General features: G+C 42.0%; 18 protein-coding genes and 1 tRNA gene. 13 read left to right on the top strand and 6 right to left on the bottom strand.

The features are described 5' to 3' along the window. Nucleotides 1-118 precede the first annotated feature (118 nt). Nucleotides 119-2020: a transcription termination factor Rho gene (gene rho, locus Q0Q74_RS07845; RefSeq protein WP_294429798.1), complete on the top strand. Its 1902-nt coding sequence runs from the start codon at nucleotides 119-121 to the stop codon at nucleotides 2018-2020. A gap of 143 nt (nucleotides 2021-2163) precedes the next feature. Here rho and Q0Q74_RS07840 read toward each other — a convergent pair whose 3' ends face one another. Further along, entirely contained in the window at nucleotides 2164-2946 is a 783-nt protein-coding gene (locus Q0Q74_RS07840) for a hypothetical protein (RefSeq protein ID WP_294429797.1), read from the bottom strand. Nucleotides 2947-3194: 248 nt separating this feature from the next. Here Q0Q74_RS07840 and Q0Q74_RS07835 point away from each other — a divergent pair, with 248 nt between their 5' ends. Next, nucleotides 3195-3527 (top strand): helix-turn-helix domain-containing protein, encoded by a 333-nt coding sequence (locus tag Q0Q74_RS07835; protein ID WP_294429796.1) that lies wholly within the window; start codon nucleotides 3195-3197, stop codon nucleotides 3525-3527. Between the two features lie 125 nt (nucleotides 3528-3652). Here Q0Q74_RS07835 and Q0Q74_RS07830 read toward each other — a convergent pair. The 5 genes from Q0Q74_RS07830 to xseA form a co-directional block, all read right to left on the bottom strand. After that, a tRNA-Leu gene (locus tag Q0Q74_RS07830) sits at nucleotides 3653-3736 on the bottom strand. Between the two features lie 74 nt (nucleotides 3737-3810). Then, nucleotides 3811-4206 (bottom strand): zinc ribbon domain-containing protein, encoded by a 396-nt coding sequence (locus Q0Q74_RS07825; RefSeq protein WP_294429795.1) that lies wholly within the window; start codon nucleotides 4204-4206, stop codon nucleotides 3811-3813. A 3-nt stretch (nucleotides 4207-4209) separates the two neighbouring features. Beyond that, nucleotides 4210-5472 carry a hypothetical protein gene (locus tag Q0Q74_RS07820; RefSeq protein ID WP_294429794.1) on the bottom strand — a complete coding sequence of 421 codons (1263 nt, stop codon included), beginning with the start codon at nucleotides 5470-5472 and terminating at the stop codon, nucleotides 4210-4212. Nucleotide 5473: 1 nt separating this feature from the next. Then, nucleotides 5474-6442, bottom strand: coding sequence for a hypothetical protein (locus Q0Q74_RS07815; protein WP_294429793.1), 969 nt, complete (start codon nucleotides 6440-6442; stop codon nucleotides 5474-5476). Nucleotides 6443-6510: 68 nt separating this feature from the next. Beyond that, nucleotides 6511-7710, bottom strand: coding sequence for an exodeoxyribonuclease VII large subunit (xseA, locus tag Q0Q74_RS07810; protein WP_294429792.1), 1200 nt, complete (start codon nucleotides 7708-7710; stop codon nucleotides 6511-6513). 186 nt (nucleotides 7711-7896) lie between these two features. On the opposite strand from xseA, the gene Q0Q74_RS07805 reads away from it, so the two are divergent. Genes Q0Q74_RS07805 through Q0Q74_RS07755 form a run of 11 tightly spaced genes read left to right on the top strand, consistent with a single transcriptional unit; the run spans nucleotide 7897 to nucleotide 23115 of the window. Then, the gene (locus Q0Q74_RS07805) at nucleotides 7897-9897 is read left to right on the top strand and encodes a type II secretion system protein GspD (RefSeq protein WP_294429791.1); all 2001 of its coding nucleotides are present in this window, start codon (nucleotides 7897-7899) and stop codon (nucleotides 9895-9897) included. Then, nucleotides 9890-11065: a GspE/PulE family protein gene (locus Q0Q74_RS07800; protein ID WP_294429790.1), complete on the top strand. Its 1176-nt coding sequence runs from the start codon at nucleotides 9890-9892 to the stop codon at nucleotides 11063-11065. The genes Q0Q74_RS07805 and Q0Q74_RS07800 overlap by 8 nt, the downstream gene beginning before the upstream one ends. Further along, nucleotides 11062-12042, top strand: a complete 981-nt coding sequence (locus Q0Q74_RS07795) for a type II secretion system F family protein (protein WP_294429789.1) — start codon at nucleotides 11062-11064, stop codon at nucleotides 12040-12042. The genes Q0Q74_RS07800 and Q0Q74_RS07795 overlap by 4 nt, the downstream gene beginning before the upstream one ends. Next, nucleotides 12042-12530, top strand: a complete 489-nt coding sequence (gspG, locus tag Q0Q74_RS07790) for a type II secretion system major pseudopilin GspG (RefSeq protein WP_294429788.1) — start codon at nucleotides 12042-12044, stop codon at nucleotides 12528-12530. The genes Q0Q74_RS07795 and gspG overlap by 1 nt, the downstream gene beginning before the upstream one ends. Then, nucleotides 12502-12762: a hypothetical protein gene (locus Q0Q74_RS07785; protein ID WP_294429787.1), complete on the top strand. Its 261-nt coding sequence runs from the start codon at nucleotides 12502-12504 to the stop codon at nucleotides 12760-12762. The genes gspG and Q0Q74_RS07785 overlap by 29 nt, the downstream gene beginning before the upstream one ends. Next, on the top strand, nucleotides 12749-13093 hold the full coding sequence (locus Q0Q74_RS07780) for a hypothetical protein (protein ID WP_294429786.1): 345 nt from the start codon (nucleotides 12749-12751) through the stop codon (nucleotides 13091-13093). Before Q0Q74_RS07785 ends, Q0Q74_RS07780 begins: the two co-directional genes overlap by 14 nt. Before the next feature lie 9 nt (nucleotides 13094-13102). Next, entirely contained in the window at nucleotides 13103-14368 is a 1266-nt protein-coding gene (locus Q0Q74_RS07775; RefSeq protein ID WP_294429784.1) for a hypothetical protein, read from the top strand. Further along, nucleotides 14355-14864 (top strand): carboxypeptidase-like regulatory domain-containing protein, encoded by a 510-nt coding sequence (locus Q0Q74_RS07770; protein ID WP_294429783.1) that lies wholly within the window; start codon nucleotides 14355-14357, stop codon nucleotides 14862-14864. The genes Q0Q74_RS07775 and Q0Q74_RS07770 overlap by 14 nt, the downstream gene beginning before the upstream one ends. Nucleotides 14865-14877: 13 nt before the next feature. Next, nucleotides 14878-15345 (top strand): hypothetical protein, encoded by a 468-nt coding sequence (locus tag Q0Q74_RS07765; protein WP_294429782.1) that lies wholly within the window; start codon nucleotides 14878-14880, stop codon nucleotides 15343-15345. Then, nucleotides 15342-16859 (top strand): clostripain-related cysteine peptidase, encoded by a 1518-nt coding sequence (locus Q0Q74_RS07760; RefSeq protein ID WP_294429781.1) that lies wholly within the window; start codon nucleotides 15342-15344, stop codon nucleotides 16857-16859. Before Q0Q74_RS07765 ends, Q0Q74_RS07760 begins: the two co-directional genes overlap by 4 nt. Before the next feature lie 16 nt (nucleotides 16860-16875). Next, on the top strand, nucleotides 16876-23115 hold the full coding sequence (locus tag Q0Q74_RS07755; protein ID WP_294429780.1) for an RHS repeat-associated core domain-containing protein: 6240 nt from the start codon (nucleotides 16876-16878) through the stop codon (nucleotides 23113-23115). Nucleotides 23116-23160 lie beyond the last annotated feature (45 nt).

Genomic DNA, 23160 nt, shown 5'->3' with positions numbered 1-23160 from the left:
TTTTTTATTTGGAATTTTAAGCATCTTTTTTAATTGTCGAAAATCCTTTTTTTACTATAAAAATCATGTGTTTTATTTTTAGTTTATATAAATTCTTTTATCTCATGGAGACATTCAAATGGCATTGATTTCAAGACGCCGTTCTGCCGCAGCTAGTGAAGAAAATGCTGCCGCTTCAGAAAATCCTCAGCCGGAATTAGATTTGCAGCAATCAGATTCCACACCAGAAACTTCAAAAAATGCTGCTGAAGCAAGCGAATCTGCTTCAAATACTGATGTTCCCGCTGCAGAAGTAGAAAAACCTGTAAAAGTTGTGCGTCGCCGTCGTATTGCTGTAAAAAGCGAGCCTCAGGAAGAAAAAAGCGATGCTCCTGCCGAAAACGAAAATATTGAAAAACAGCCGGATTCATACGAGTCAGTTAATCCAGAACTTGCAGAATCTTCTTCTGTCAGCTCTGGCGAAAATGTTGAAAATCATGAGAATGGTGCGGATGAAGGAACAGCTTCCGCTCAGATTAATCAAAATGCTGAAAATGCTTCAGAACAGCAGTCTGGTGAGCAGGGCTTCCAGAATCAGCGCAATTATCGAAATTACCGAAATTATAACAATCCAAGAGACAATAACAGAGGGCGTTTTGATCGCCGAATGAGCTACCGTGACAGAATCGCTGCGCGAAATGCCGCCCGTGACGAAGCAACCGCACAGGCACAGATTATTGAAAATCCAGAAGAGTTTGAGGCAAAACCTAAACTTTTAATCAATGATTTGACAAAGATGAGCATGCCGGAACTTCGAAATCTGGCAATTGAATACGGCTATCCAGAAGAAGAACTTCCTGCAATGAAAAAGCAGGACTTAATCTTTGTAATCCTCAAGTCCCACACCGAGCGAGGAGGCTTGATTTTTGCTTCAGGTTCTTTGGAAATCCTTCCTGACGGATATGGATTCTTACGAAGCCCTCAGAATAGCTATCTTCCTGGTCCTGATGACATTTATATTTCACCGAGCCAGATTCGTCTTTTCAACTTAAAGACTGGCGATACAATTTACGGTCAGACACGCTCTCCAAAAGAAGGCGAACGATTCTTTGCCCTTCTTCGAATCATGACTGTCAACTTCGATGAACCTCGCGTAGCACAGACACGAGTTCCATTCGAGAACCTTACGCCTCTTTATCCAAAAGAAAAGCTTACACTTGAGACAATTTCCACTGAATACAGCACTCGAATCATTGATCTGTTTGCCCCAATCGGTAAAGGCCAGCGTCTGCTTATCGTTGCTCCTCCAAAAGCCGGTAAAACAACTATTTTGCAGAAGGTCGCAAACGCAATCACTGCAAACAACCCGGAAGTTTACCTCATCGTTCTTCTTATCGACGAACGCCCAGAGGAAGTTACGGACATGGAAAGGGCAATCAAGGGCGAGGTTATTTCTTCAACATTCGATGAGCAGGCGACACGCCATGTTCAGGTTGCAGAAATGGTTCTTGAGAAGGCAAAACGACTCGTTGAACACAAAAGGGATGTCGTAATCCTTCTTGATTCTATCACTCGTCTTGCGCGTGCTTATAACCAGACGGTTCCGACCTCTGGAAAGGTTCTTTCTGGTGGTGTTGATTCTAACGCACTCCACAAGCCAAAGCGATTCTTTGGTGCCGCACGAAATATCGAAGAAGGCGGTTCACTCACAATCATTTCAACTGCACTTATTGATACTGGTAGCCGCATGGATGAGGTTATCTTTGAGGAATTTAAGGGTACTGGTAACTCTGAGATTGACCTTGACCGGCGTCTTGCAGAGCGTCGTCTTTTCCCGGCAATCAATATCAAAAAATCTGGAACTCGAAAGGAAGAACTTTTGCTTGATGAGGCAACACTTCAGAAACTTTGGGTATTGCGTAAAGTTATTAACCCGATGGAAGATGCAGAAATCACCGAGCTTATTCTTGAGCAGATGAAAAAGAGCCGAAACAACGAGGCTTTCCTGACCAATATGAACACAGGAAGTGCCGCACTGTAAACTTGATTTTTAGTAATAGAAAAAGGGCTGTCCAACTTTAGGGGTGCATTTCACACTTCAAAGATTAACGGACAGCCCTTTTTTTTAAATTTGTTAGTTTCTGTTTCTAATTATTTTTCTAATAATTATAATAAAAATTTATTTTACTCTGCATCTACAACGGTAAATGCAAGGAAATCGATTAAATATGGATTTTTAGAAAAATCTTTGATTAATCCTTTTATATTAATCTTATCGCCTTGTGCAGCTTCTGCTTTTTCAGCATCATTTGTGTAATAAACAAAATGAATCGAAGACAATGTGCTTACGGAAGCATAGGCAGAAATATAATATTTGTAATTTTTATTATTTTCGGCCTTATTCATTTTTGCTTCTAAAACAGTTACCGGCATATTAATAGGAGCGTCTTTTACCATTTCAGCAAATTTAGCTGCACGAATATCTGTAAGTCCTTTTGTCATTGCCTGAAGCATTCCCGGTTCTTCAAAGAATTTTGCTTTTGTCGCATTGTAGAGAGTTTCATCAGCGAATACTTTTGGCAAAAGTTTATTAAAATCGTTTTCGATTGAAGAAACTGTAACTAACGGGCCGAGTTCAAGCTTTCTCTTATCTTTTTTGTAGTATAAATCGCTGTATTCGTAGTTCAGCTTACCGTCTTTCTGAACTGTAACATTCAAAGTTAAATAAATTGGAACCAAAGCGGCTGTGCAAGACACTTTTTCAAATACATACTCATTTTTTACAACATCTGCCTTTACGAAATGAGCGTCTTTGAAGCTGGAACCGTTTAAGCATACATATCCAATTCCTGGATAAAAATCTTTTGAAAAATCAAAGGTAAATGATTCAACTTTTTGTGATGTTGACGCACAGCTTGCAAAAAGTATACCGACAACAACTGTCAGTAGTCCAAATAATTTTTTCATAAAATCCCCCAAAGATTTTATTTCCTTTAGTGCGAAAGTGTCGGATGATTTCCCTTGCTAACAGCAAGTGGCATAATATGCCATCAACCTAACAGATTTTCGCCGGATACACAGTAAAGAATAGTTTTTACTTACTGTGCTTTGACTATAGTCTAATTTTGTTTGTGTAGATTAGACATAAGTCTAATTATATATACAATAGTCGAATTGTTCAAGCGAAAATAGACAATAGTATTTATGGTTTATTTATGAGTTTTTGGACAAATGTAAGTTATGAATTGGAATACCAAAACATTAGCCGTAAAGAGTTAGCTTACAAGGCAAGCATTAAGGAAGTAACGATTCATAAGGCAATCGAACGGGACAGCATTCCTTCTGCCGATACTGCATTACGCATTGCAAAAATCCTTAATGTTCCTCTTGAAAGGCTTTTGGACTGCGAGGATGAGCAAATTGAAAATAGTCAGTCACAAAAACTTTATTACAAATACAGCACGCTCATAAATCAATTGGAAAAACTTTCTGCAAAAGAAAAAACTGCTGTTTTGCAGCTTGTTGACACATTGGCAAAACAATACTGAATATCATGAAAAAGAGGGAAGGGCAAAAAAAAACACATGGTGTAGATAACCATGTGTTCATTCGCTTGATAATACTGTCTGGAAGGTTCAAATACCGTAAAAAATTACTTGCTGCGGTAAGTTTTTGCCCGAAAGGGGACTTGAACCCCTATGAAGTTGCCCTCACTAGGACCTGAACCTAGCGCGTCTGCCAATTCCGCCATTCGGGCTTATAAAATGTATACCAATTATATAGAAAAAGTCTTTGTTTGTCAATTTTCTTATATGGACTTGAGTTAAAAAATCATGATATTCCGAGATATTTTGCGGCACAACACACAAAAAGAATCAGAATTGCCGCTAGTGCAAAAAATGACCAGACTGGAAGCGAACCGTCATTCGATCGCTTTTTTCGGGTACCGAGCGGATTTCTTGAATCAATTGCGTTGAGAAGTGCTTTTTTTGATTTTCGTGAGGCGGGGAGCTCTTTTTGGCTGGGAGCATTTACTTTTTGCCCCTGTCCGACGGCATATCCGCATGTGGGACAGCCGTTTGTGAATTTTCCTGGGGTACCTGTAGTTCCGCATACAGGGCAGCGTACGGATGAGAAGAACTTTCCGCAGTGCCTGCATACTTTTGCATTCTGTGGAACTTCTGCCCCGCAGTTTTCACAGAAGAATTTTGCTGACTGTTTTTTCATTTTTTAACTGATTTTCTTAATCGCCAGAGCGAGTTTTTTTGCGTCGTTTGACATAACCTCTGCAAAAACATTTTCTATTTTGTCATCGATTTTCATTGAGGCAACGGAAATTTTTGTGCCGGGAGAGAGGTTGAGTATAAAAGAAGGAATGTCGGGAGTGAACTCAAGTACGAGACCGTTGTAATTCCTTGCGACACCAGAAACCATTGCAAGGGTAACCGGATTTGTGAAAACAAATGAGACGGCACTTGCTTTTTCTGTGTCGAGTTTGAGGGCTTCGGCTTTTTCTTTTGCGTCTGCCTTGTTAGCATTCATGATAGCGGCCAGTTTTTCGTCAATGCTCTGTTCATCAGACATATTATTTTCTCCATCTGCTTCAATTATATCATCATTTTCTGAATCTTCAAATTCTTTTTCGATTTCTGATTCACTTTCCGGTTCGCATTCTGTTTCTTCTTCAGATTCAAGTACGGATTCGCATTCACTTTCCTGTTCACTTTCAAGTTCCGGTTCGATGTCGCTTTCTACTTCAGCTAATGCTTCGCTTTCGTTTTCCGGTTCGCATTCTGATTCTGATTCAGCTAATGCTTCACTTTCTGCTTCAGCTTCAATTTCCTGTTCTTCTTCAAGTACGGATTCGCTTTCGAGAAGTTTTCTTAATTCATCAACTCCGGGGAGGGTGACGCTGTTTTCTTCGTCATAGGGAGTTTTCATCAGTTCTTCGACTGTTGGAATTTCTTCGGTTTCTTCAAGATTTTTCAGCTTTTCGGCGGCTCGTTCATCTGCTGCGATTTCTTCAAGTCGGTCTGCGGCTTTTTCATCTTCAATGAGTTCTTCCAAATCTTCTACGCTTGCTGTTTCCTGCTCAAAATCTTCGTCTGTAAGGTGTCCTGAAAAAATATCATCTTTTTTGGCTAAAATCTCCCTGAGTTTATCAAGTCCGTCCACGCCGATTGAGTCAAAAAATCCGCGTACTTTTAAGATTTCAGCTTTTTTCTGTTCTTCTTCATTGAAATTTTCGTCTGTATAAAGAATTACCTGAGGAGTGTAGTCACCAAAACCACTGGTAGCGTATTGTGCAAGTGTTTTCCAGTGTCGTGGATAATCTCCTGTACTTATAACGATGAGATGAGGTGCTATTTCTTCGATATTGTCCAATGCTTTTAAAAGCCATCTGTAGACAATAATGTCGTAACCTGCGGTTTTGAGAACTTGAGATATATTATTTATCGCTTTTTCATTATCGGCTACAAGAAGAGCTTTCATATTATTCGGTTCCTAAATTTGTTACTGAGTAGTCGTAAATCTGCCAGATTCCGTCCCGCTGTCTGACTTTGTAAATGTAACGCTTTTTCTCACTGAAATTAGGATATTTGAACCATTCGATAACAGAAACTGAGCCTTCTGTCTGTGAATATGATGTGTTTTCGATTTCAAATCGCTCTGGAATGCTTACAATGTCGTAGTCGATTCTGTTCTGCATGAGGTCGGCTTTGTAAGAATTTAACATTCTGTTGCGTTCGTCAGCACTTGCATTTTTGTATTTTCGGTTGACTTCGCTGTTTCGGACCATCATCTGTTCGATGTCCATGTAGAGGAAGTACTGATCCCAAAGCGTTTTCTGTCGTGCAGTGATTGTCTGCTCAATAACTTTGTCTGGAGAAATAGCTTCAGGCTTTAAGAGTGCGCTTGTTTTGTTTTCAACGAGAAGTACGCTTGATGATGATGCTGATGGAGCCGGTCTGACATCAAGGCTGAGTCGGTTTGATACGATTTCTATCATCTTTGTTTTGTAAAGTTCTGGATAGAAATGCATTTCAAGGTAGTAAATTGACGGCTCATCAATCTGGATATAGTTCTTTACATTTTCAACGAAAGAATATGTTTCACCAGGTTCAATCGCAAGCTCACGGAAATAAACGGTCTGGTTTGTTGAGCGCTTGATAATCAAGTCTTTTGTGTTTGGGAGAGTAGTGTTCTTGATTGTGTATGCGAAGAAGTCAAGTGAGAACATCCTGTCGTCTGCAAGCTTGAAGCGGAGGGTGTCAGTTCCCTTGTTCGTGATTGCGACATCAACATAAATCGGGTTGTCTTCCTTGTTGCCGGCATAGTACATCGTGCGGTCGTAGAACTTGATTGAGACTGATGCTTTTGCATAGTCAGAGGCATTTTGAGAGAAAGAAAACTGCGTAAAAAATGAAAAAATTGCAATTATTGTAAAAAGTGTGCGTTTCACCTGAGTCTCCTATGATTTTAGATATACTCTATTATTATCGGAATGTTTTTTTAAATCCGCATGAAAAATCACTCTGCCACTGCAAAAATCTTTCCGTTTGCTGGCGTGATTTCAAGTTTTGTTCCGCTTGTGATACCTTGTGAAGTTCGGACGATTTTTCCATCCTGTGTTCTGACCATAGAGTATCCCCGGTTCAGGATTGTCTGAGGGCTTGCTTCTTCAAGAATCTGGACTTTCTGCTGTATGAGCGTTTTTGTATCTTTGATTTTTGTGTTCATGCCTTCGATTAAAGATTGCCGTGCATTTTCGAGGCGGTTTAAAAGAGGCTGTTCAATTGAACGGAATCTGATTTCCATATTCGCAACATCGAAAGACTTTATCATGAGTTTGAGCCGTTCAACTTTTGAAGTGATTTGATTGTAAAATTCTTGTTTATAAGCGGAAAGTCCTTCAAGAATATCAGATTGCTTTGGAACGACGAGTTCGGCTGCTGCTGAAGGTGTGGGCGCACGCATGTCTGCCGCATAGTCAGAAAGCGCCCAGTCGATTTCATGACCGACCGCACTCACAACGGGAATTTCTGAATCTGCAATGGCCCGCACGACAATTTCTTCACTGAACGGAAGCAGGTCTTCAAGGGAACCTCCGCCACGGCCAACAATGAGGACATCACATAAAGAAAAGTCGTTTGCAGTTTTAATCATGTTTGCGATTGTAATGGCAGCACCTTCTCCTTGGACCAGTGCCGGAAGAATTACAACATCAATGCCGGGATTGCGCCTTTTTGTGATTTGAAGAATATCCCTGAGGGCAGCGCCTGTTGGGCTTGTGACGATTCCAACTCGCTTGGAAAAACGCGGAATTGGCTTCTTTCGGTCTGAGTTGAAAAGCCCTTCTTGAGCGAGGCGCTTTTTTCGTTCTTCGAGAATCTGGAGTATGTTTCCTGAACCGGCGATTTCCATCTTTGTGATGATAATCTGATAATTTCCTCGTGGCGCATAGACTGAAACAGAGCCAGTACATTTGACTTTCATGCCGTCTTTTGGAATGAAATCAAGGCTCATTGCCCTGCCTCTGAACATTACGGCTGAAATTTGAGCGCCTTCGTCTTTTAAAGTGAAGTACAGGTGGCCGCTTGAATTCGGCCGGTAATTTGAAATTTCACCTTCAAGAGTGATGTTTGAGAAGGTTCCTTCAAGCAAATCCCTGATTGCAGAAGTGAGCTTTGTGACGGAAAAAACTGTGTCGTCCTGGAAATTTGACCCCATAAATCGAATTATACAAAAAAAAATGCAAAAAAACACAAAAAAAATCAATTTTTTTTCAAACAGATTGCCGAAACATGATTTTTTTTTCAAATAAATATACAGAACAGGGAAAGATGCAGGTTTCAAAAAAATCGTCTTTTGCCATTTGAAGCTCTGCAAATTCAAAAACTGTTCTGGAGGTGATTTGTGTTTTTTAAAAGAAAGGGCCTTGGAGTCTGGGCGGTGATTTTTGTGCTTGCTTTTCTGCCATGTACGAAACTGCACTGCGAAGAAGCCTATGAGTTCGTTGACAAAGACATTCATGAAATTCTGTATGCGCTTTCTCTTTACACTGGAATTTCGATTTCTGCTGACGATACAGTTTCAGGAAAAGCTGATTTCAGATGTACAGGGGAGAACTTTTCGGAATCTTTTGATGCCTTTTTGCTGCAGTCCAGGCTCTATGTTGAGCGTGGGGAAAACCGGTGGACGGTAAGCCGAATCCTCATTCAGAGAAACAATGATTTGTATTCTCTTGATGCCTTTGATGTTAGTCCGATGCAGCTTTTTGAAAAGTGTGCGATTTCGACAGGACTTTGCGTGACTTACGATTCACTGCCTTCAGTGAAAGTCAGCCTGCATACAGGTTTCTGTTCGACTGAAGAACTTTTGAAAAGAATTACCGGGCTTTGCATGGGCTTTTCTCTGGAAAAAGAAGGGGAAGGTGCTTTTCATGTCGCAAGGAATTCTTCATCTGTAAATCCGGGCGGGAATGCGGGAAAGGTTTCGTTAATCGAAAAGGACGGAATCTGGTATGTCGATGTTCAGAATTCAAGCATGTCGCTTGTAGCGGAAAGACTTTTTGCTCAGGCAAAAAAGCAGTTTTGCTATGCCCTTACGAATGAGTCAAAAATCATGCGTTCTTCCTTTAAGGCGTCTTCTTTTGATGAGGCACTTTCACTTCTATGTATGCAGGCGGATGCTCAGTTTTCTGTCCGGGACGGCCTTTACTTCATTCTTCCATGCAGGAACAAAAATCAGCTTTCTCAGCTTGGAAAGGAATGGAAAGGCGTTAAATTGAAATTTCTGAAAAATACCGCCTGCATCTCTTTGATTGCAAAAAGATTCCCTGAAATTGAGTGCATTTTACTTGATGACGGAATGGGCTTTATCTTTCTTGCTGATGAAGAAAAAGCCCTTGAAGTGATGAAATTCGTTTCAGAGATTGATGTGAAAGAGAAAATGCGTTTTGTCCAGTTGAAATATATTCGGACGGAGGATTTTATGGCGCATATTCCTCCATTTCTTGAAAAAGCTTCTATAAGCGATACGGGGCATGGCGACAGCTTTTTCTTTTCAGGTTCAGATTCTGCCTATGAGCGTCTTTTGGAAGAGCTGCCTCTGATTGATAAACCAGTTTCCCGCGTGCGCTACGACCTTCTCATCATGCAGTATCAGACAACGAGCGGCCGGGAATGGACTCCGAAATTCAAGGCCGGTCGGGCAAAAATGGGTGATAAGACGGACGGGGCCGTTCAACTTGGCAGCGTGCTCAATTTGAATCTTGATGTAATAGGTGCTTTTGGACTCAAGTTTGCGGGCGAACTTCAGACTGCGATAAGCGAGTCAAAGGCAAAGGTCTATGCAGACACCACATTGAATGGTGTGAGCGGAAAGGCAATCAATTTTCAAAATACGAACACTTACCGCTATCGGGACAATAATCTCAATCCAGAGACAGGCGAGCCGATTTATTCGGGAATCACGAAGGAAATCATTTCTGGCCTGAAGCTTGAGGTATGCGGAACTGTAACGGGCGACGGCATGATAACGAGCAGAATCACTGCCAGCGTTTCAAGGCAAGGAACTGACTTGTCCACGACAACTGGAAATCCGCCGCCTACAAGTGAAAAAGTGGTTACTACGGAAGTGCGGGCTAAGAGCGGTGAACCTGTGGTTTTAAGCGGTCTTGTCCAGGAAGAAGAAACGGAAAATATTTCGCGCGTGCCGTTTTTCTCAAGGATTCCGTTCGTTGGCAATCTTTTTAAGGCAAGCGAAAAATCCGTTGAAAAAACAGAACTTGTGATTTATCTGCTTCCGAGTGCAGAAATATTCGGTTTTGAAGAAAAAAACGCAAAGGTAAGGAATGAGGCTTTCAAAACCCGGATTCTAAAAATTGCTGAAAAAGCGGGAGCAAAGGATGAGTGATAAATTCGATCTTTCCGTTTCATTCAGTCTTTTTAATGATGCCGTCGTGCTTGAGAGCATGGAGAAATTTGTAAAAATCGGGATTCGTGATTTTGCGAACGAGGAATTGAAAAGAAAGCTTTCGAAGTCGGTTCAGAACTATTTTGAAATGAAAGGAAAACGCTTTGATGTGGCTTCAAGCTGCCGTTTCGTGCCTATCGATGACGAAAAACTGAGGCATGAAATTTCCCTTCGCTATGCGGAAAGCTGCCGTGTGAATGAGCGGAAAAATGATGCGAGTGAAGCGGGAATGCTTTTGGACACATTGCTTTCTGAGGCCGGAAAAAAAGAAGCGAGTGACATTCATATAGAAGAAAAGTGCGTAAGGTTCAGAGTCGCAGGAAGGTTAGAGGAAATTTGCCCGCTTTCGCCTGAAAAAAGCCGTGAGCTTGTCCGCAGGATAAAAATCCTTTCCAACCTGAATGTGCTTGAAAGCCGTAGGGCGCAGGACGGTCAGTTTATCTTTCGCGGAAAAGATGAGGTTTTCGTACGGGTTTCCTGTGTTCCGTCTGTTTCTGGAAACGGGGCTGGTGAGAGCGTGGTTCTTCGTCTTTTGAATGTTTCCCGTGTACCGCTTTCGCTTTCTGAACTCGGATTTTCTGAATCACACTGTGCTCTGCTAGAAAAAGTGCTTGAAAATGAGCAGGGGCTTGTGCTGATTTGCGGAGCAACTGGCAGCGGAAAATCGACGACAGCGGCCTCTCTTCTGACAAGATTAAATGAATTGTCTTGCGGCAAAAAGAAAATCATCACGATTGAAGATCCGCCTGAATACCTGCTCGATGGAATGACGCAGATTCATGTGGACGAGCAGAACGGAATGTCTTTTTCAGATGCACTTAGGTTTGTGTTCAGACAGGATCCGGATGTAATTTTCGTCGGCGAGATTCGTGATGCGCTGGCTGCCAGAACGGTACTTCAGGCTTCGCTCACAGGGCATCTTGTTTTTGCGACTGTACACACTGGTGGCATTCAGGAAACAGAGGTTCGCATGAAAGAACTTGGAGTGGATTTTTCTGAATTTTCGACAGTACTAAAGGCAATGATTTTTCAAAGGCTGATGCCTGATGAAAATGGAGTTCATCTTGAAGCGCAGATTGTGCTTCCGGAGCAAAGGGGGAATGAATGAGAAGATTTATTTTTTCTAAGAGTCAGAGACTTCTTGATTTAACGAGTCATCTTTCGGAACTGATTTCCAGCGGACTCTCATTGCAGAATTCGCTTGAAATTCTTGGGAAAATTGACTTTGAGGATGAAAAAGTTTCTAAAATCGCAGTTTTTCTTCATGACTCTCTTTTGCTTGGAGTGAAGTTTTCGTTTGCCCTTGAGACAAGTCCGGACTTGAAAGTTCCTTCATGGTATCTGGATTTCATTACTGTTGCAGAAAATTGTGGAAATCTTGGCGCCGTGCTTTTTTATTTGAAAGGGCTGCTTCTGCATGGAAAAGAGTGCCGTGAGAAAGTTTTGGGTGCATTGCTTTATCCCGGTTTTGTATTTCTTCTGACGGCTTTTGCAGGATTTATATCAGTAGTTTTCGTTTTGCCCTCATTTTCCTCGATTTTCCCGAATGAGATTATTGAGCGAGATGAAGCCATTGCATCAATGCTTAGGTCCGATTTTTTGCTTGGAACTGCTTTTGTCATGCTTTTGATTTTTGTGAAAAAAAATCTCGCTCCAGAACCTTGCGTAAATATTCTCAGAACGATGGATTTTCTGCTTGCCAATTCTGTTCCGACTCTTGCGGCCGTTTCCTGTGCACTTGCGTTTACCGGCGGAAAAAAGAAGCTGTCAAAGGCACTCGTTGGTGTCAAGAAAAGACTTTTGGATGGGGAAGCGGTGGCGGACTGCTTTTCCTCCTGTTTTGAAGATGCGGGATTCAAGAAAGAAGGTCGTCTGCTTTCGGTAAATCTTGCGCTGTGCGAGGAAACCGGAGAAAAAAAAGGCTTCGGAAAGACGGCGGATTATCTTGCTTCAAGAAAAATGCGCCGTGAAAAAATGATTCTTTCGTCCGTGCAGCCCATTCTTCTTATTCTTTCAGGGATATATGTGACTTTAATTCTAAAAACGGCTTTTTTGCCATACATAACAAATATCGGAGGTATTTGATGAAAAAAATCATCACTAGGAAGAATTACGCACATCTGAAAAACAAGCGTGATTCTGGTTTTACTTTTGTTGAAACGCTTGCAGTTCTTGCGGTAACGGCAATCCTGACTTCACAAGTGGGGCTTTGCGCTCACAAGTTGATTCAGAAAGCCCGCGTGTCTGCAACGAAAAATCAGATTGAGCAGCTCAGGCTTTCATTGCAGAACTATTTTGCTGACTGTGCCCGTTTCCCGACTGAGGAACAGGGACTGCTTGCTTTGTGGGAAGAGCCAGTTCTGTATCCGCTGGCTGAAAACTGGGCAGGTCCGTATACAGACAGAAAGGTTCTTTCAGATTCATGGGGAAATCCTTTCCTGTATGTAGTTCCTGACAGTCCAGCACATGCTTCAAAACTGCCAAAAGGACTGCCATTTGGAATCATATCTTATGGAGCAGACAAAAAAGAAGGAGGAGATGGAAATGACAAAGACATTGTTTCGTGGGAATAAAAAAATTGCAAAAGATGCAGGTTATGCACTTTTTGTTGGAATGGGCGTGCTTTGCATAGTTTCATTTTTCTTTATGACGCTTGTGGCACTGAGCCGCATGAAACTTGAAAATCTCGAAATACAAAGCACGGTTTTCTATTCATCAATGAAGGAAAGAAACGAGCGTGTTCTTGCAGAATGGAAAAATTATCCTGAAACAGATGAGGAGCTTAAAACTTTTGAAACTGATTGAAGTGCTTGTGATGATAATCCTTCTTCCGCTGTTTTCGATGACCATTTCTTCAAATATGAAAGCTGTCATGGAAAGCCGGAAAAGATTTTCTGAAAAGAACGCTATCTTCTGTACCGACAAGTCGATTTCTTCTTCATTCATAAAGATTTGTGAGAAGAATGGCGGGAAAGAGGCTGAGATGGATTCTTTTTTGAGAAACTGCAACCTTCTGTTTGAACTTGATTCAATCAAAGTCGAAACCGTTGGCGTGAAGGATAGAAAAAAACTTATGAAATGTGAGTGGCGGCTTGGAACGCGCAGCAATTTCGTTCTGGCCGTGACGGAAAAATAGGAGATAAAAATGAAAAAAACAATTATTCGTTCATCAGACTATGAATTTTACAGAATTCTTTTGCCGTGGAAGTCAATTTTTTCACAGCACAGAAAATTTATAATCGGCGAGCTTGAAAAAAGGCATCCCCGTTTTTCAGGGAGCTGCTGTTACGATGCAAAATACTGCGTCGAAAAGAAAAATCTGATGGCAGAAATCGTCGTGATGGAAAAATCCAGCCTTGCACAATACAAAAATGCGGGCGGAAACTTATATATAGAAGACAACACAAAAAGGAGCGTATTCAGCCAGCGTACAAGGATTATCCGGGCTGTGAGCCTTATTATGATTATGCTGACTGGAATCCTTTCGTTCAGGATTGCAAAATCTCTGATTTCTGGCGAAAAACTGTGTACTGGAAGTGCAGTCGCTGAAAACACAATTTCTCCGGCTGATTACCTTGCTGAAGAAAACGGAGCTTCTTCGGGAGAGAAGTTTACGCTTGAAAGCCCCGAAAGCCTTCTTCCGAAAGTGTTTGCTTCAATCAGCTCGCATGGCGGAAAAATTTCGGCATTTTCTTATTCGCGAAAAGATTCTGTTGACGGAAAGAAAAGCAGTGGCCTTTCTACTTTTTCGATTCATGGCTGCAACTGTGAGGAAGTGACCAATGCTCAGTATTGCGTCGTTTCGTTCAAGAACAATGAGCCTCATTTTGAGGTGATTCTGCCGTTTCAGAACGTGCTTCCTGGTAAAAGCTCGCTTGCATCCGATGAGCCTGATTCAGATTCAAAAATTGCTTCTCATGAAAATGATGCTAAAACAATCGCTTCAATCCGTTCGCAGCTTCGTGAACTTGGGGCAGTGATTGAAAGCGAGCGGAACGGGGAAGACTGTGTGGATTTTTCTTTCTTTTCGGATTTCTCAATTCTTTATTCCTGCTTGAAAATATGCGGATTGGAGGCGGAAAACTCATTGTGGACAGTGAGATCGCTTTCTATGACGGAAAACGGAAACCGTGGCAGCGTAAGAATCTCATTCGACAAGTATGGTAAAAAAGAAGATTTCAGTCCGCTCCTTCTGGCTTCCCGCTATGCCTATCTTTTCGGGCCGGAACTTAAAATCGTTCCGAAAAAAGCCGGACTAATTTCAGATAAAAGGGATTCCCTTAAAAACTTTGCCGCAAAAAGCAAGGTCGGAGAAATCAAAAAAAATGACGGAAGCATTTTCGTCTGCTACAGAAATTCGGAAGGCAGAATGGCCTTTTTGAAACAGGAGCGCGTGAATGAGAATCGTTAGAATTTTACTTTGTCTTTGTGCTTTTTCCTTCGTGTCATGTGCAAGCACGAAATTTGAGGGAAGGGCTGTGCTTGCCGGAAAAGTCTGTGATTTGAGCGGAAAAGGAATACCGAATTATCACATTTCTGCGGGGCTTGGCCTTGATGCCGTGACTGACATTAACGGAATGTTTTCGTTCAATTCTGTTTCTGCCGGAAATTATCACATAACGGGCGGCGGAAACGGCTGGGAGAGCGCGGACTTGAGGTTTAGCTTCACTGACAGAAAATCAATCGTCTGCATTCAGGTGGATTCCCTGGAGAATCTTGTGTCAGAAATGGAAATTCTGCTTGAAGAAGAGAATTTTGAGGGAGCGAAGAATTTGCTGTCAAAGTACAAGCCTTATAACGAGCGAAATCCTTTCTATCGTTCTTATAAAAGTCTTGTCGCATACTGCGCTTCACCAACAGAAAAAAGAAAAGAAGCACTGAAAAAGTGCCTTGATAAAATCCAGTAGAGCGGAGGTCTTTATGAAAAAGAAATGGGAATTATTCTTTGGTGCCGTGTTTTTATCAATTTTTAGCTTTACCTTTTCCGGGTGTGAGTCAATGGATACTTTCGCGTGTCCGTACATAATCTCAAATCCGAGGGTGGAACTGGGCGAGTGCGAGAAAAATCACAAATTCGCAGGAATGCACTTTTCATTCTTTAATGAGAGCAAAAAGGATATAGAGAATTTTACGCTTTGTTTCATGCTGTATGATTCGGATGGAAACAATCCTTTCATCGGCTCGAACTGTATCGTTTCAAGATGTGACTGGAAGGTTCGTTCCGGGGCTGTGGTGGACTTTATAATCGATTTAGATTCCTATCTGACTGTAGTTCCGACAGAGCCGTATCAGCTCGATTACATTTTTGTCTGTGAAATCAACTATAGCGATAAAAGCTGCTGGAAAGATCCGTACGGAATGTACTGTGTCAGGGAGGCATGCGAATGAAAATTTTAAGGCTTTTGCTTCTTTTTCCACTAGCTTTGCTTCTTTTTGCCTGCGGAACGGATTTTTCAACTCAGGATTCTCTTGTAAAGCCCGATTCCAGACCTGAAAAAACTGATACTGAAACGGTGGAGACTTTGGTAAGCGTGAAGGAGGATGAGAAAGACTACATCGTTGATGACGCTGATTTTACCGACTACGAAGTGTTCGAGGAAGAAATTGAGGAAGAGCCTCCGCCACCTCCGCCACCTCCGCCAGTGATTGAAATTCACCGTGAATGGACGATTCTTGTTTACATGGCGGCTGACAACAATCTTGAGTCCGATGCAATCACTGATTTTAACGAGATGGAAAATGCGGATTTTGACGAGAGCGTTACCGTCCTTGCGCTTCTTGACAGGGCAGAAAAATATGACGCGACTAACGATGACTGGACGGACACCCGTCTTTACAGAATTTGCCGTGACGAGCAGCAGAATAAGACGCTCATAGTCAGCGAAGAGCTTGATTGTGATGAGCTTTGCCTTAAATCCGGTTCGCAGACAGAACTTGATATGGCGAATCCTTCGACTCTGAGTGCTTTCTGTGAATTTGCACGGAAAACCTATCCTGCTGACAATTATGCGCTGATTCTCTGGGGGCATGGAAGCGGCTGGCGGGAAGCGGCTAGTGAAACAGAACTTGTTTGCGGGGAAGATTCTTTTGAAAACAGGAATTTCCGTGCCGTTGCATTTGACAATGCTTCTGACTCCTACATGACAATCTCTCAGCTGGGGAAGGCTGTTTTTGAGGGAATGGATGGAGAGAAGCTCGCTCTCATAGGCTTTGATACCTGCTTTGGAATGTGCCTTGAAAGCGCATACGAACTTACGGACTGTGCCTGTTACATGGCAGGAACTCCCGCACTTGTTCCCGAAAGCGGCTGGAACTACACGGAATTTTTGACCCGTTTTGCCGCTGGTGAAAAATCCTGCGAGTCCATGATCGATTCAATTTTCGCTCAATATGAAAAATCCTATGGAAACTATGCCTATGCATCGTTTTCATGCGTTGATTTGAGCAAAATTCCTTCATTCGTGACTCAATTCTCGGATTATTCATTTCAGCTGGCTTCCTCAATAAATGATAAGGCTGAGCGCGACAGAATAATGAAAATCTTCACGGAAAAGGCCGTTTCTTACTGTTCGGCTTCTTTTCCCACTGATTTTTATGTTGATGTAAAGTCCTGCCTTTCTTTGCTGGCACCTTCGTCAAAAGGCACTGATTCGCTGATTCTTGCGCTTGACGACGCAGTTTTCCGCTCCTGGTCTGCTTCAGGGAAAACCTGCTCGTTGGGGCTGTTCTTCTGTGTTTACCGTAATTCTTCCGTGATTCAATCTTCTCATCCTGCCATGTATGTAAATGGCGCGAGGGAGCCTTTGCTGAGCCGCTTTGTCCGTGATTGTACAGGCTATGTGCCGCTCAGAGATGAAAATGTCAGCCTTTTGAACAGGCTGTTCTACACGAATTTCAACTAAAGGGAGATGTATGAATATGAAAAAAAGTTTTTTGGCCCTGCTTTTGGCAATTATGTTTGTTTTTTCACCTTTTTACATCCATGCGGATGATGATGATGACGGCTGGACAAATGATGATTGGGGCGACTGGTCGGTTTATGATGACGATGATTATGAAGATGATGACGACGACGATGATTCTGGCTCATATCCTGATTTTGCAAATTTCACCGATGAAGACTGGGATAATTATTTTGCCGAGAGACAGGAAGACCCTGACGGCTGGGATGGAACGCCTGCGACTTACGGACAGGAAGCAAATTCCTGGTGGGATGACATTGACTGGGGCGATGAAAACACTGTTGATTGGGAAACCCATACCCTTGTTTCTGATGTGGACGGAAATCTTGTCGTGATTTCAGTTGATGATGTATACGATGACGACGGAAACTTCATTTATACTTATGACGGCGTTTACAGCGATGATCCTGATTTTAAGGCCGATGTAGAGAATCGAATCGCAGAATTCTTCGAGGACATGGTTAACAAGACCGCAAGTGAATCGCTGTCAGAACTGCTTTCCCGCTATGTTGAGGCATTGAAGGAACTTGATGAGGCAAAAATTGCCGGCGATAATGTCACGAAAATCGAGGAGCTTGAATCAATCCTTGCTTCATTGAGAGAGGAACTTGATGAGATATGTGCGAAAACTGGCTATCAGTGGTCGGTGTCCGAAAAATCAAATTTCGGTGTGATTACAAACCGCGAGGGAAAGACCGTCTATCATGCGGGCGACCCTGTGATTTTTGCGTCCGGGGATTTTATCATTGATGACAGTGATATTCGCGTCCGGGGCAAACAAACATCGTTTGAAATCACGAGGCATTACTCTTCGCTCGAAGCTTCTCGTGATGAAGTAAAAGGAGGCATTTTCGGTTCAGGATGGGCTTCTAATCTTGAAACAAGGATTATAGGCGCATACAGCAGTGATTTCATTGATTCTCTTCCTGCATGGGAAAATTATATGGAAGAACTTAAAAGCCATGAATCCAAGATGTCGGAGTATCTTGACGAGGATTCCGAAACTTCTGACCTGTATGCGTCAATGCAGGAAATTCTTGCCGCTGCGGAATCGGAATATTCTCTTGTGAAAGATTATGTCGAAAGAAGCCAGACACAGCGGAATCTGAACAGAGCCGTTGATTATGGTTATGCCGCGAAACTTGCTCAAAGGGCGGGACTCGGAATTGTTTTTTACTGTCAGGACAATGGCGGTCTTCTTGTATTTGAAAAGCAGGAAGACGGCTCTTACTCACTAAATCCTGCTTTTAAGAATGCTCATGTCTCTCTGTCTGTTTTTGATAATCTTTACTGTATATCATATCTTTTGACCTGCGAAAAACGCTTTTATTCAATGGAAGGCCTTCCGCTTTACTTCACCTTCAAAAACGGCGGCCGCGTTGATTTTTCTTATGATGCTCAATCCCGTCTGGATTCTATTTCTCTGGACGGCACGAAATCCCTTGCTTTTGAATGGAATGGCACAAATCTTCTTTCGGTAAAGGATTGTCTTACTTCCCGCCGCGTGGCTTATGCTTATGAGGACGGATTTTTATCTTCTGTATGCGATTGGGAGGGAGATACAAAAAGATTTTCATATTCTGGCGGAATGCTTGCCTCTCAGATTAAGGCGGACAACAGCTGTGTTTGCTTTGAATATGAGGAAATTGACGGAAAAAAAAGGACTGTCAGGACTCGAAACGAGGAAGGTTTTTATGAATCTTTCTACTATAATATTCCTGAGAAAACTACAGTTTATTCTGACCATGATGGCGTGACTTCTGTTTTTGTCTATGATGAGCGGGGAAGGACTGTGCGTGAAGAACGGGCGGATTCATACTTCGCGTATTATGAATATGATGCTGACGGCAATCTTTTGTCAAAGACGGATAATTCTGGAAAAACGGAATTCCTTTATGATTCAGCTTGTAACCTATGTCAGAAAATCTATCCTGACACGAGCCGTGAAATTTGGTCTTACAATGATTCTTCGTTAAGCTCATACACTGACCGTGACGGAATCGTGCAGAATTACCTTTATGATGCTGATGGACTTATGACAGATTTGTTCCGGGGCAGTGAGCTACTTTTTCATTTTGATTATAATGAAGACGGTCTTCTGGTTTCACAAAGAGACTGCTGTGGTAATGAGCTTCGTTTTACTTACGACAGCCGTTCAAACATAACAAAAAGAGCACTTTTTGCGCCCGGTGCGTTTCTTGCCTCAAAAACAGAGAAATTTGAATATGACTCTCAAAACAGGATTGCTTCTTTTACAGATGCCCTCGCACGGAAAACGACTTATTCTTATTCACCGCACAAAATCATGTCTTCCAGAAGTGACGGCCTTGATATTATAGAAGAATACTCGAACAGAAAGCTGCTTCTTTCCCGCACAGAAAGTGACAGAATTACAGGTGAGACAAGAACTTATTCCTACGAATATGACGGAAACAAAAACTGTGTTGCAGTCTTCATATCTGGAATTGACTCGATGGGAAAAAAGGTCGAAAAAAGCAGAATTAACTCTTTTGAATACACTCAAGCCGGGCGTGCAAAAAGGGTGGTTTTTCATGATTTTCTTTCCTCAAATCAGAATTTCGCAAGCGAATTTGAATACGGCAATGGCGGAAAGCTTTCATCTGAAAGAACGGGGCTTTACGATGAAATAAACGGATGCTTTTCAGGTTCTGTTGCCCTCACTGAATATTCTGGATTTTACGGCGAAAAAGGATGGATTTCTTCAATAAAGAGAAGTGACGGAAGTGTTTTTGAGCAGAGTTTTGACTTGAACGGACGGTGCATTTTTGAAAGAGTTAATGGAAAGACCGTCATGGAAAATCTTTATTCTCCTGCAGGAAGGCTTATTGAAAAAAGTTCCGGCTTCGGCGGCTTTTACGAATATGACTATGATTCAGTTTCGGGCTTATGTTCATATAAAGGTGAAAAACAGGGGCTTTTTTCTGATGCCGCAGAAAAAAAATCATATTTCCCGGACGGCCGCTTGAAGTCAGTAATGTACGGAAGTGGACGAAAAACTGAATATTTTTACGATGAGTTCAAAAATCCGGTGAAAATCACTTCTGTTTCAGGCAGCAAAATCCGCTCTTATGATAGGGCTGGCCGCATCTTGTCGGAGAAGATTCTTGATTTGTCAGGCAAGCTCGTAAGCGAAGATGAATGGCTTTATTCTGAACGCAAAATCCTTCACATAAGGGGCGGAAAATACAAGGAAGCTTTCATTGTGAACGCTTTTAATGAAGTTATTTCATATATCGATGGAAATGGAAACGAAAAGAAATTCTTCCGCGATGTGCTTGGACGCGTTATCTGTGAAAAAGATGCCTATGGCTCGGAACTGCGAAAAAAGTGGAATGCAAAAAATCTCGTATCGAAAATCGAATTCCCGGACGGAAGCTTTCTTTCTTATTCATACGATGAAAATTCCAATTGCTGCGAGTGTTATGATGGAGAAGGGCTTTTGTGGCAAAAATCATACGACTCTGATGGAAAAGTGAAGTCCTGTGCTGAGCGGCCCTTTTTTGTCCTTGAGCAGTATGAATATGATGAGAGGGGAAGTCTTGTTTCTGTTAGCCGGAACGGTGTCTTGCTGAAAAAAGCCGTCTATGATGATAAGAAAAAGACTTGTGTTCTGACAGATGCTTTGGGGAATTCTAATTATTACGAGCATGATTCTTTTTCAAGGCTTCTTCGCCACAAGAATTCACTTTCTTCGGTGCAGGAATTTTCTTATGGCAGTGACGGTTTACTAAAAGCCGAAAGTGACTTCAAGGGAAACAGCAGGAAAATCTCATATGGAAAGGATTTGCTTTCGTGCAGGATAGATTTTTCGGATGGAGAAAGTTTTTCTTACCTTTACGATGCATCGTCTAATCTGACCAGAGCGAGCTCTAATGATTTAGAACTGTGCTTTTCTTACGATGGGGCAGGTTTTCTGTGTGCTCAGTGTAATTCTGACGGAAAGGATAAGCTTAGCTTTGATTATGATGAGGCCGGAAATCTCGTGAAAATCCGCTCGGAGCAAAGGACTATTTCGTACGCCTGGGGAAAAAATCGGGAGCTTCTTGAAGTTTCGGACTGTGTTTTTGAATCAGGCTCAAAGGTGACATGTTCGGTTCGCTTTGCTTATGATAAATGCGGCCGCGAGATACTCCGTGTTTACGATTCTGGTGAAAGCATTAAGTCTTTATATGATAAAAACGGTCGTCTGATTTTGAAAACAGGTTATTCTTCTGATTTGCAGCCTGTATTCGTTGACGGTGCAGTTTATGATGAGCGGGGAGCAAAGATTTTCTCCCTGAATTCGGATTTATCCGTAACGGCCTACTCTTATGACACTTTCGGGCGGCTTTCGCTCGTTTCTTATCCATATTCTGATTCTTTGGCAAAAAAGATGAAATATGAATGCGCTGATGCGGGCCTTCATTATCTTTCAGGAAATGAAAAAATATCTGAGCTTTCCTTTTCTGCTGATGAATATGAAAAACTGCGCTTTCTTTGCTCACAGATTGGTCTTGGTAACTATCAGGTAAAGCCTTATCAGTGCGTTTTGTTTGAGTCTTTTGACTATGATTTGAACAATAACCTTAAGTCCAAAACAAATCCTTACAATACGATTCGATATTCCTATGACAGTGAAAACAGGCTTGTCTCCTGGGGGAATGGGGCTTCTGCTTCTTATGATAAAAACGGAAATATGATTGAAAAAAAGAGCTGTTTTACACAAGCTTCTTATGAATACAGTCCCTTCAACCGTCTCAAAAAGATTTCAAGCCACAGTTTTCTCGATGATTCGGACTGTGTGCATCTGTATGATTATGATGCTCTTTTCCGAAGAAGTGATACTTCTTCAAGTGAATCAGGCTCCTACAGGAATATGTATATCGCTCTTTCGCCCAAAATCTTTTCTTCGAGCAGAAGAGCTTTATTTTCAGATGAGTTAGCCTCTTCAAAAAACACAAGGTCAGGCCTTTCAAAGTCAAATGCTAATCATTCAGGGCGTTATGTCTTTATCGATGATATGATTGAAGAAGATGGATTTTATGAGGTCAAAAAATCATCTGATGAGCCTTTTGCGACGCATCCTCTTTATGATGAGAGGGGAATGCTTTTATCTTACATTTCAAGCGGAAGTTCGCGTGGTGAATTTAATTCTGTTTTGATGACGGATGAAGCAGGATCTGTCAGGTCAGAATTATCTTTTTCTTCGCTTTTGAATCAGTATGAGTATGATGTTTTTGGAACGCCGCTTGCTGATTTTGGCCATTTTGCATTTGCCGGAAAGAGCTTTGATAAGGAAGCAGGAATTTATGATTTTGGCTATCGTGATTATGAGCCGGAACTTGCCCGTTTTTCTTCAGTGGATCCTGCCCGAGACGGCGTGAACTGGTATGCTTACTGTCAGGGAAATCCTGTGACTTTTTACGATCGGGACGGACTTTATTCACTTCCTATGAATCCGCAGGAAATGCAGGATATGGGAGACGCTCTTCTTGGAGATTCAAAGTATGACTTCAAATACAGCAATTCGGGGCTGGTGCTTTCTGATAAAACGGAATATGCCGCAAGTTATGGCTGTCTTGTTACGGCACTTGCGGAAGCATTGACTGCCCTTACAGGGACTTGTGTCACGAATGATTATGTGAATTCGCTCAAAGATTGTTTTAACGGCGGAAATGTTTCATGGAAGGGAGTTGATGATGCCTTTGGCCTTTCGCGTGAAAATGTTTTTACTGCAAAAGCTGATGTTACGGAAGCAAAAAACTTTGTTAACGGAATGCTTACCATTGCACACGATTCTGCATATTCTCCCGGCGGAAAATTCGGGGAGCTCTTTCACTGTGCACCAAAAGCCGATGATGCAAGAAAATCACTGACTGCAATGGAAGATTTGTCAAACATCACTCATGTGCTTTCTGCGATTGAAAAATCTTCCGGGGCAAGTGCGGTAATCGCTCAAGTCTGTTATGACAGGAGCGGAAAGACTGGCGGTAATCTTCATTTTGTTGGAATCGGAACGCAGATTCATGAAATAAACGGAAAGCAGGTTGTTTCTGTTACTGCAACTTCAATGTACGATAAGGCTGAAAATTTCGGCGGAGTCCGTAGGGAAAGCGGATGGATTTTGCATGAAGGCAAGGTTTACATTCCTCTGACTTTGATTAACCGAATCGATACGCTTTCAAAGGCCCGGTAAGTCAATTTTGCGGCTGTCACTCTTAAAAAGGCAGCCGTTTTTTCA

The sequence above is a fragment of the uncultured Treponema sp. genome (assembly GCF_946187725.1).
In the GTDB taxonomy this organism is placed as follows: Bacteria; Spirochaetota; Spirochaetia; order Treponematales; family Treponemataceae; genus Treponema_D.
Note: the sequence above shows the minus strand (reverse complement) of the source record. Positions and strands in the feature narration are given on the sequence as shown.

What these genes read in the sequence shown, in the direction of transcription:
- rho (WP_294429798.1), top strand. Translation starts at nt 119, where the DNA reads ATGGCATTGATTTCAAGACGCCGTTCTGCCGCAGCTAGTGAAGAAAAT.
- Q0Q74_RS07840 (WP_294429797.1), bottom strand. Translation starts at nt 2,946, where the DNA reads ATGAAAAAATTATTTGGACTACTGACAGTTGTTGTCGGTATACTTTTT.
- Q0Q74_RS07835 (WP_294429796.1), top strand. Translation starts at nt 3,195, where the DNA reads ATGAGTTTTTGGACAAATGTAAGTTATGAATTGGAATACCAAAACATT.
- Q0Q74_RS07825 (WP_294429795.1), bottom strand. Translation starts at nt 4,206, where the DNA reads ATGAAAAAACAGTCAGCAAAATTCTTCTGTGAAAACTGCGGGGCAGAA.
- Q0Q74_RS07820 (WP_294429794.1), bottom strand. Translation starts at nt 5,472, where the DNA reads ATGAAAGCTCTTCTTGTAGCCGATAATGAAAAAGCGATAAATAATATA.
- xseA (WP_294429792.1), bottom strand. Translation starts at nt 7,710, where the DNA reads ATGGGGTCAAATTTCCAGGACGACACAGTTTTTTCCGTCACAAAGCTC.
- Q0Q74_RS07800 (WP_294429790.1), top strand. Translation starts at nt 9,890, where the DNA reads ATGAGTGATAAATTCGATCTTTCCGTTTCATTCAGTCTTTTTAATGAT.
- Q0Q74_RS07795 (WP_294429789.1), top strand. Translation starts at nt 11,062, where the DNA reads ATGAGAAGATTTATTTTTTCTAAGAGTCAGAGACTTCTTGATTTAACG.
- gspG (WP_294429788.1), top strand. Translation starts at nt 12,042, where the DNA reads ATGAAAAAAATCATCACTAGGAAGAATTACGCACATCTGAAAAACAAG.
- Q0Q74_RS07785 (WP_294429787.1), top strand. Translation starts at nt 12,502, where the DNA reads ATGACAAAGACATTGTTTCGTGGGAATAAAAAAATTGCAAAAGATGCA.
- Q0Q74_RS07775 (WP_294429784.1), top strand. Translation starts at nt 13,103, where the DNA reads ATGAAAAAAACAATTATTCGTTCATCAGACTATGAATTTTACAGAATT.
- Q0Q74_RS07770 (WP_294429783.1), top strand. Translation starts at nt 14,355, where the DNA reads ATGAGAATCGTTAGAATTTTACTTTGTCTTTGTGCTTTTTCCTTCGTG.
- Q0Q74_RS07765 (WP_294429782.1), top strand. Translation starts at nt 14,878, where the DNA reads ATGAAAAAGAAATGGGAATTATTCTTTGGTGCCGTGTTTTTATCAATT.
- Q0Q74_RS07760 (WP_294429781.1), top strand. Translation starts at nt 15,342, where the DNA reads ATGAAAATTTTAAGGCTTTTGCTTCTTTTTCCACTAGCTTTGCTTCTT.
- Q0Q74_RS07755 (WP_294429780.1), top strand. Translation starts at nt 16,876, where the DNA reads ATGAAAAAAAGTTTTTTGGCCCTGCTTTTGGCAATTATGTTTGTTTTT.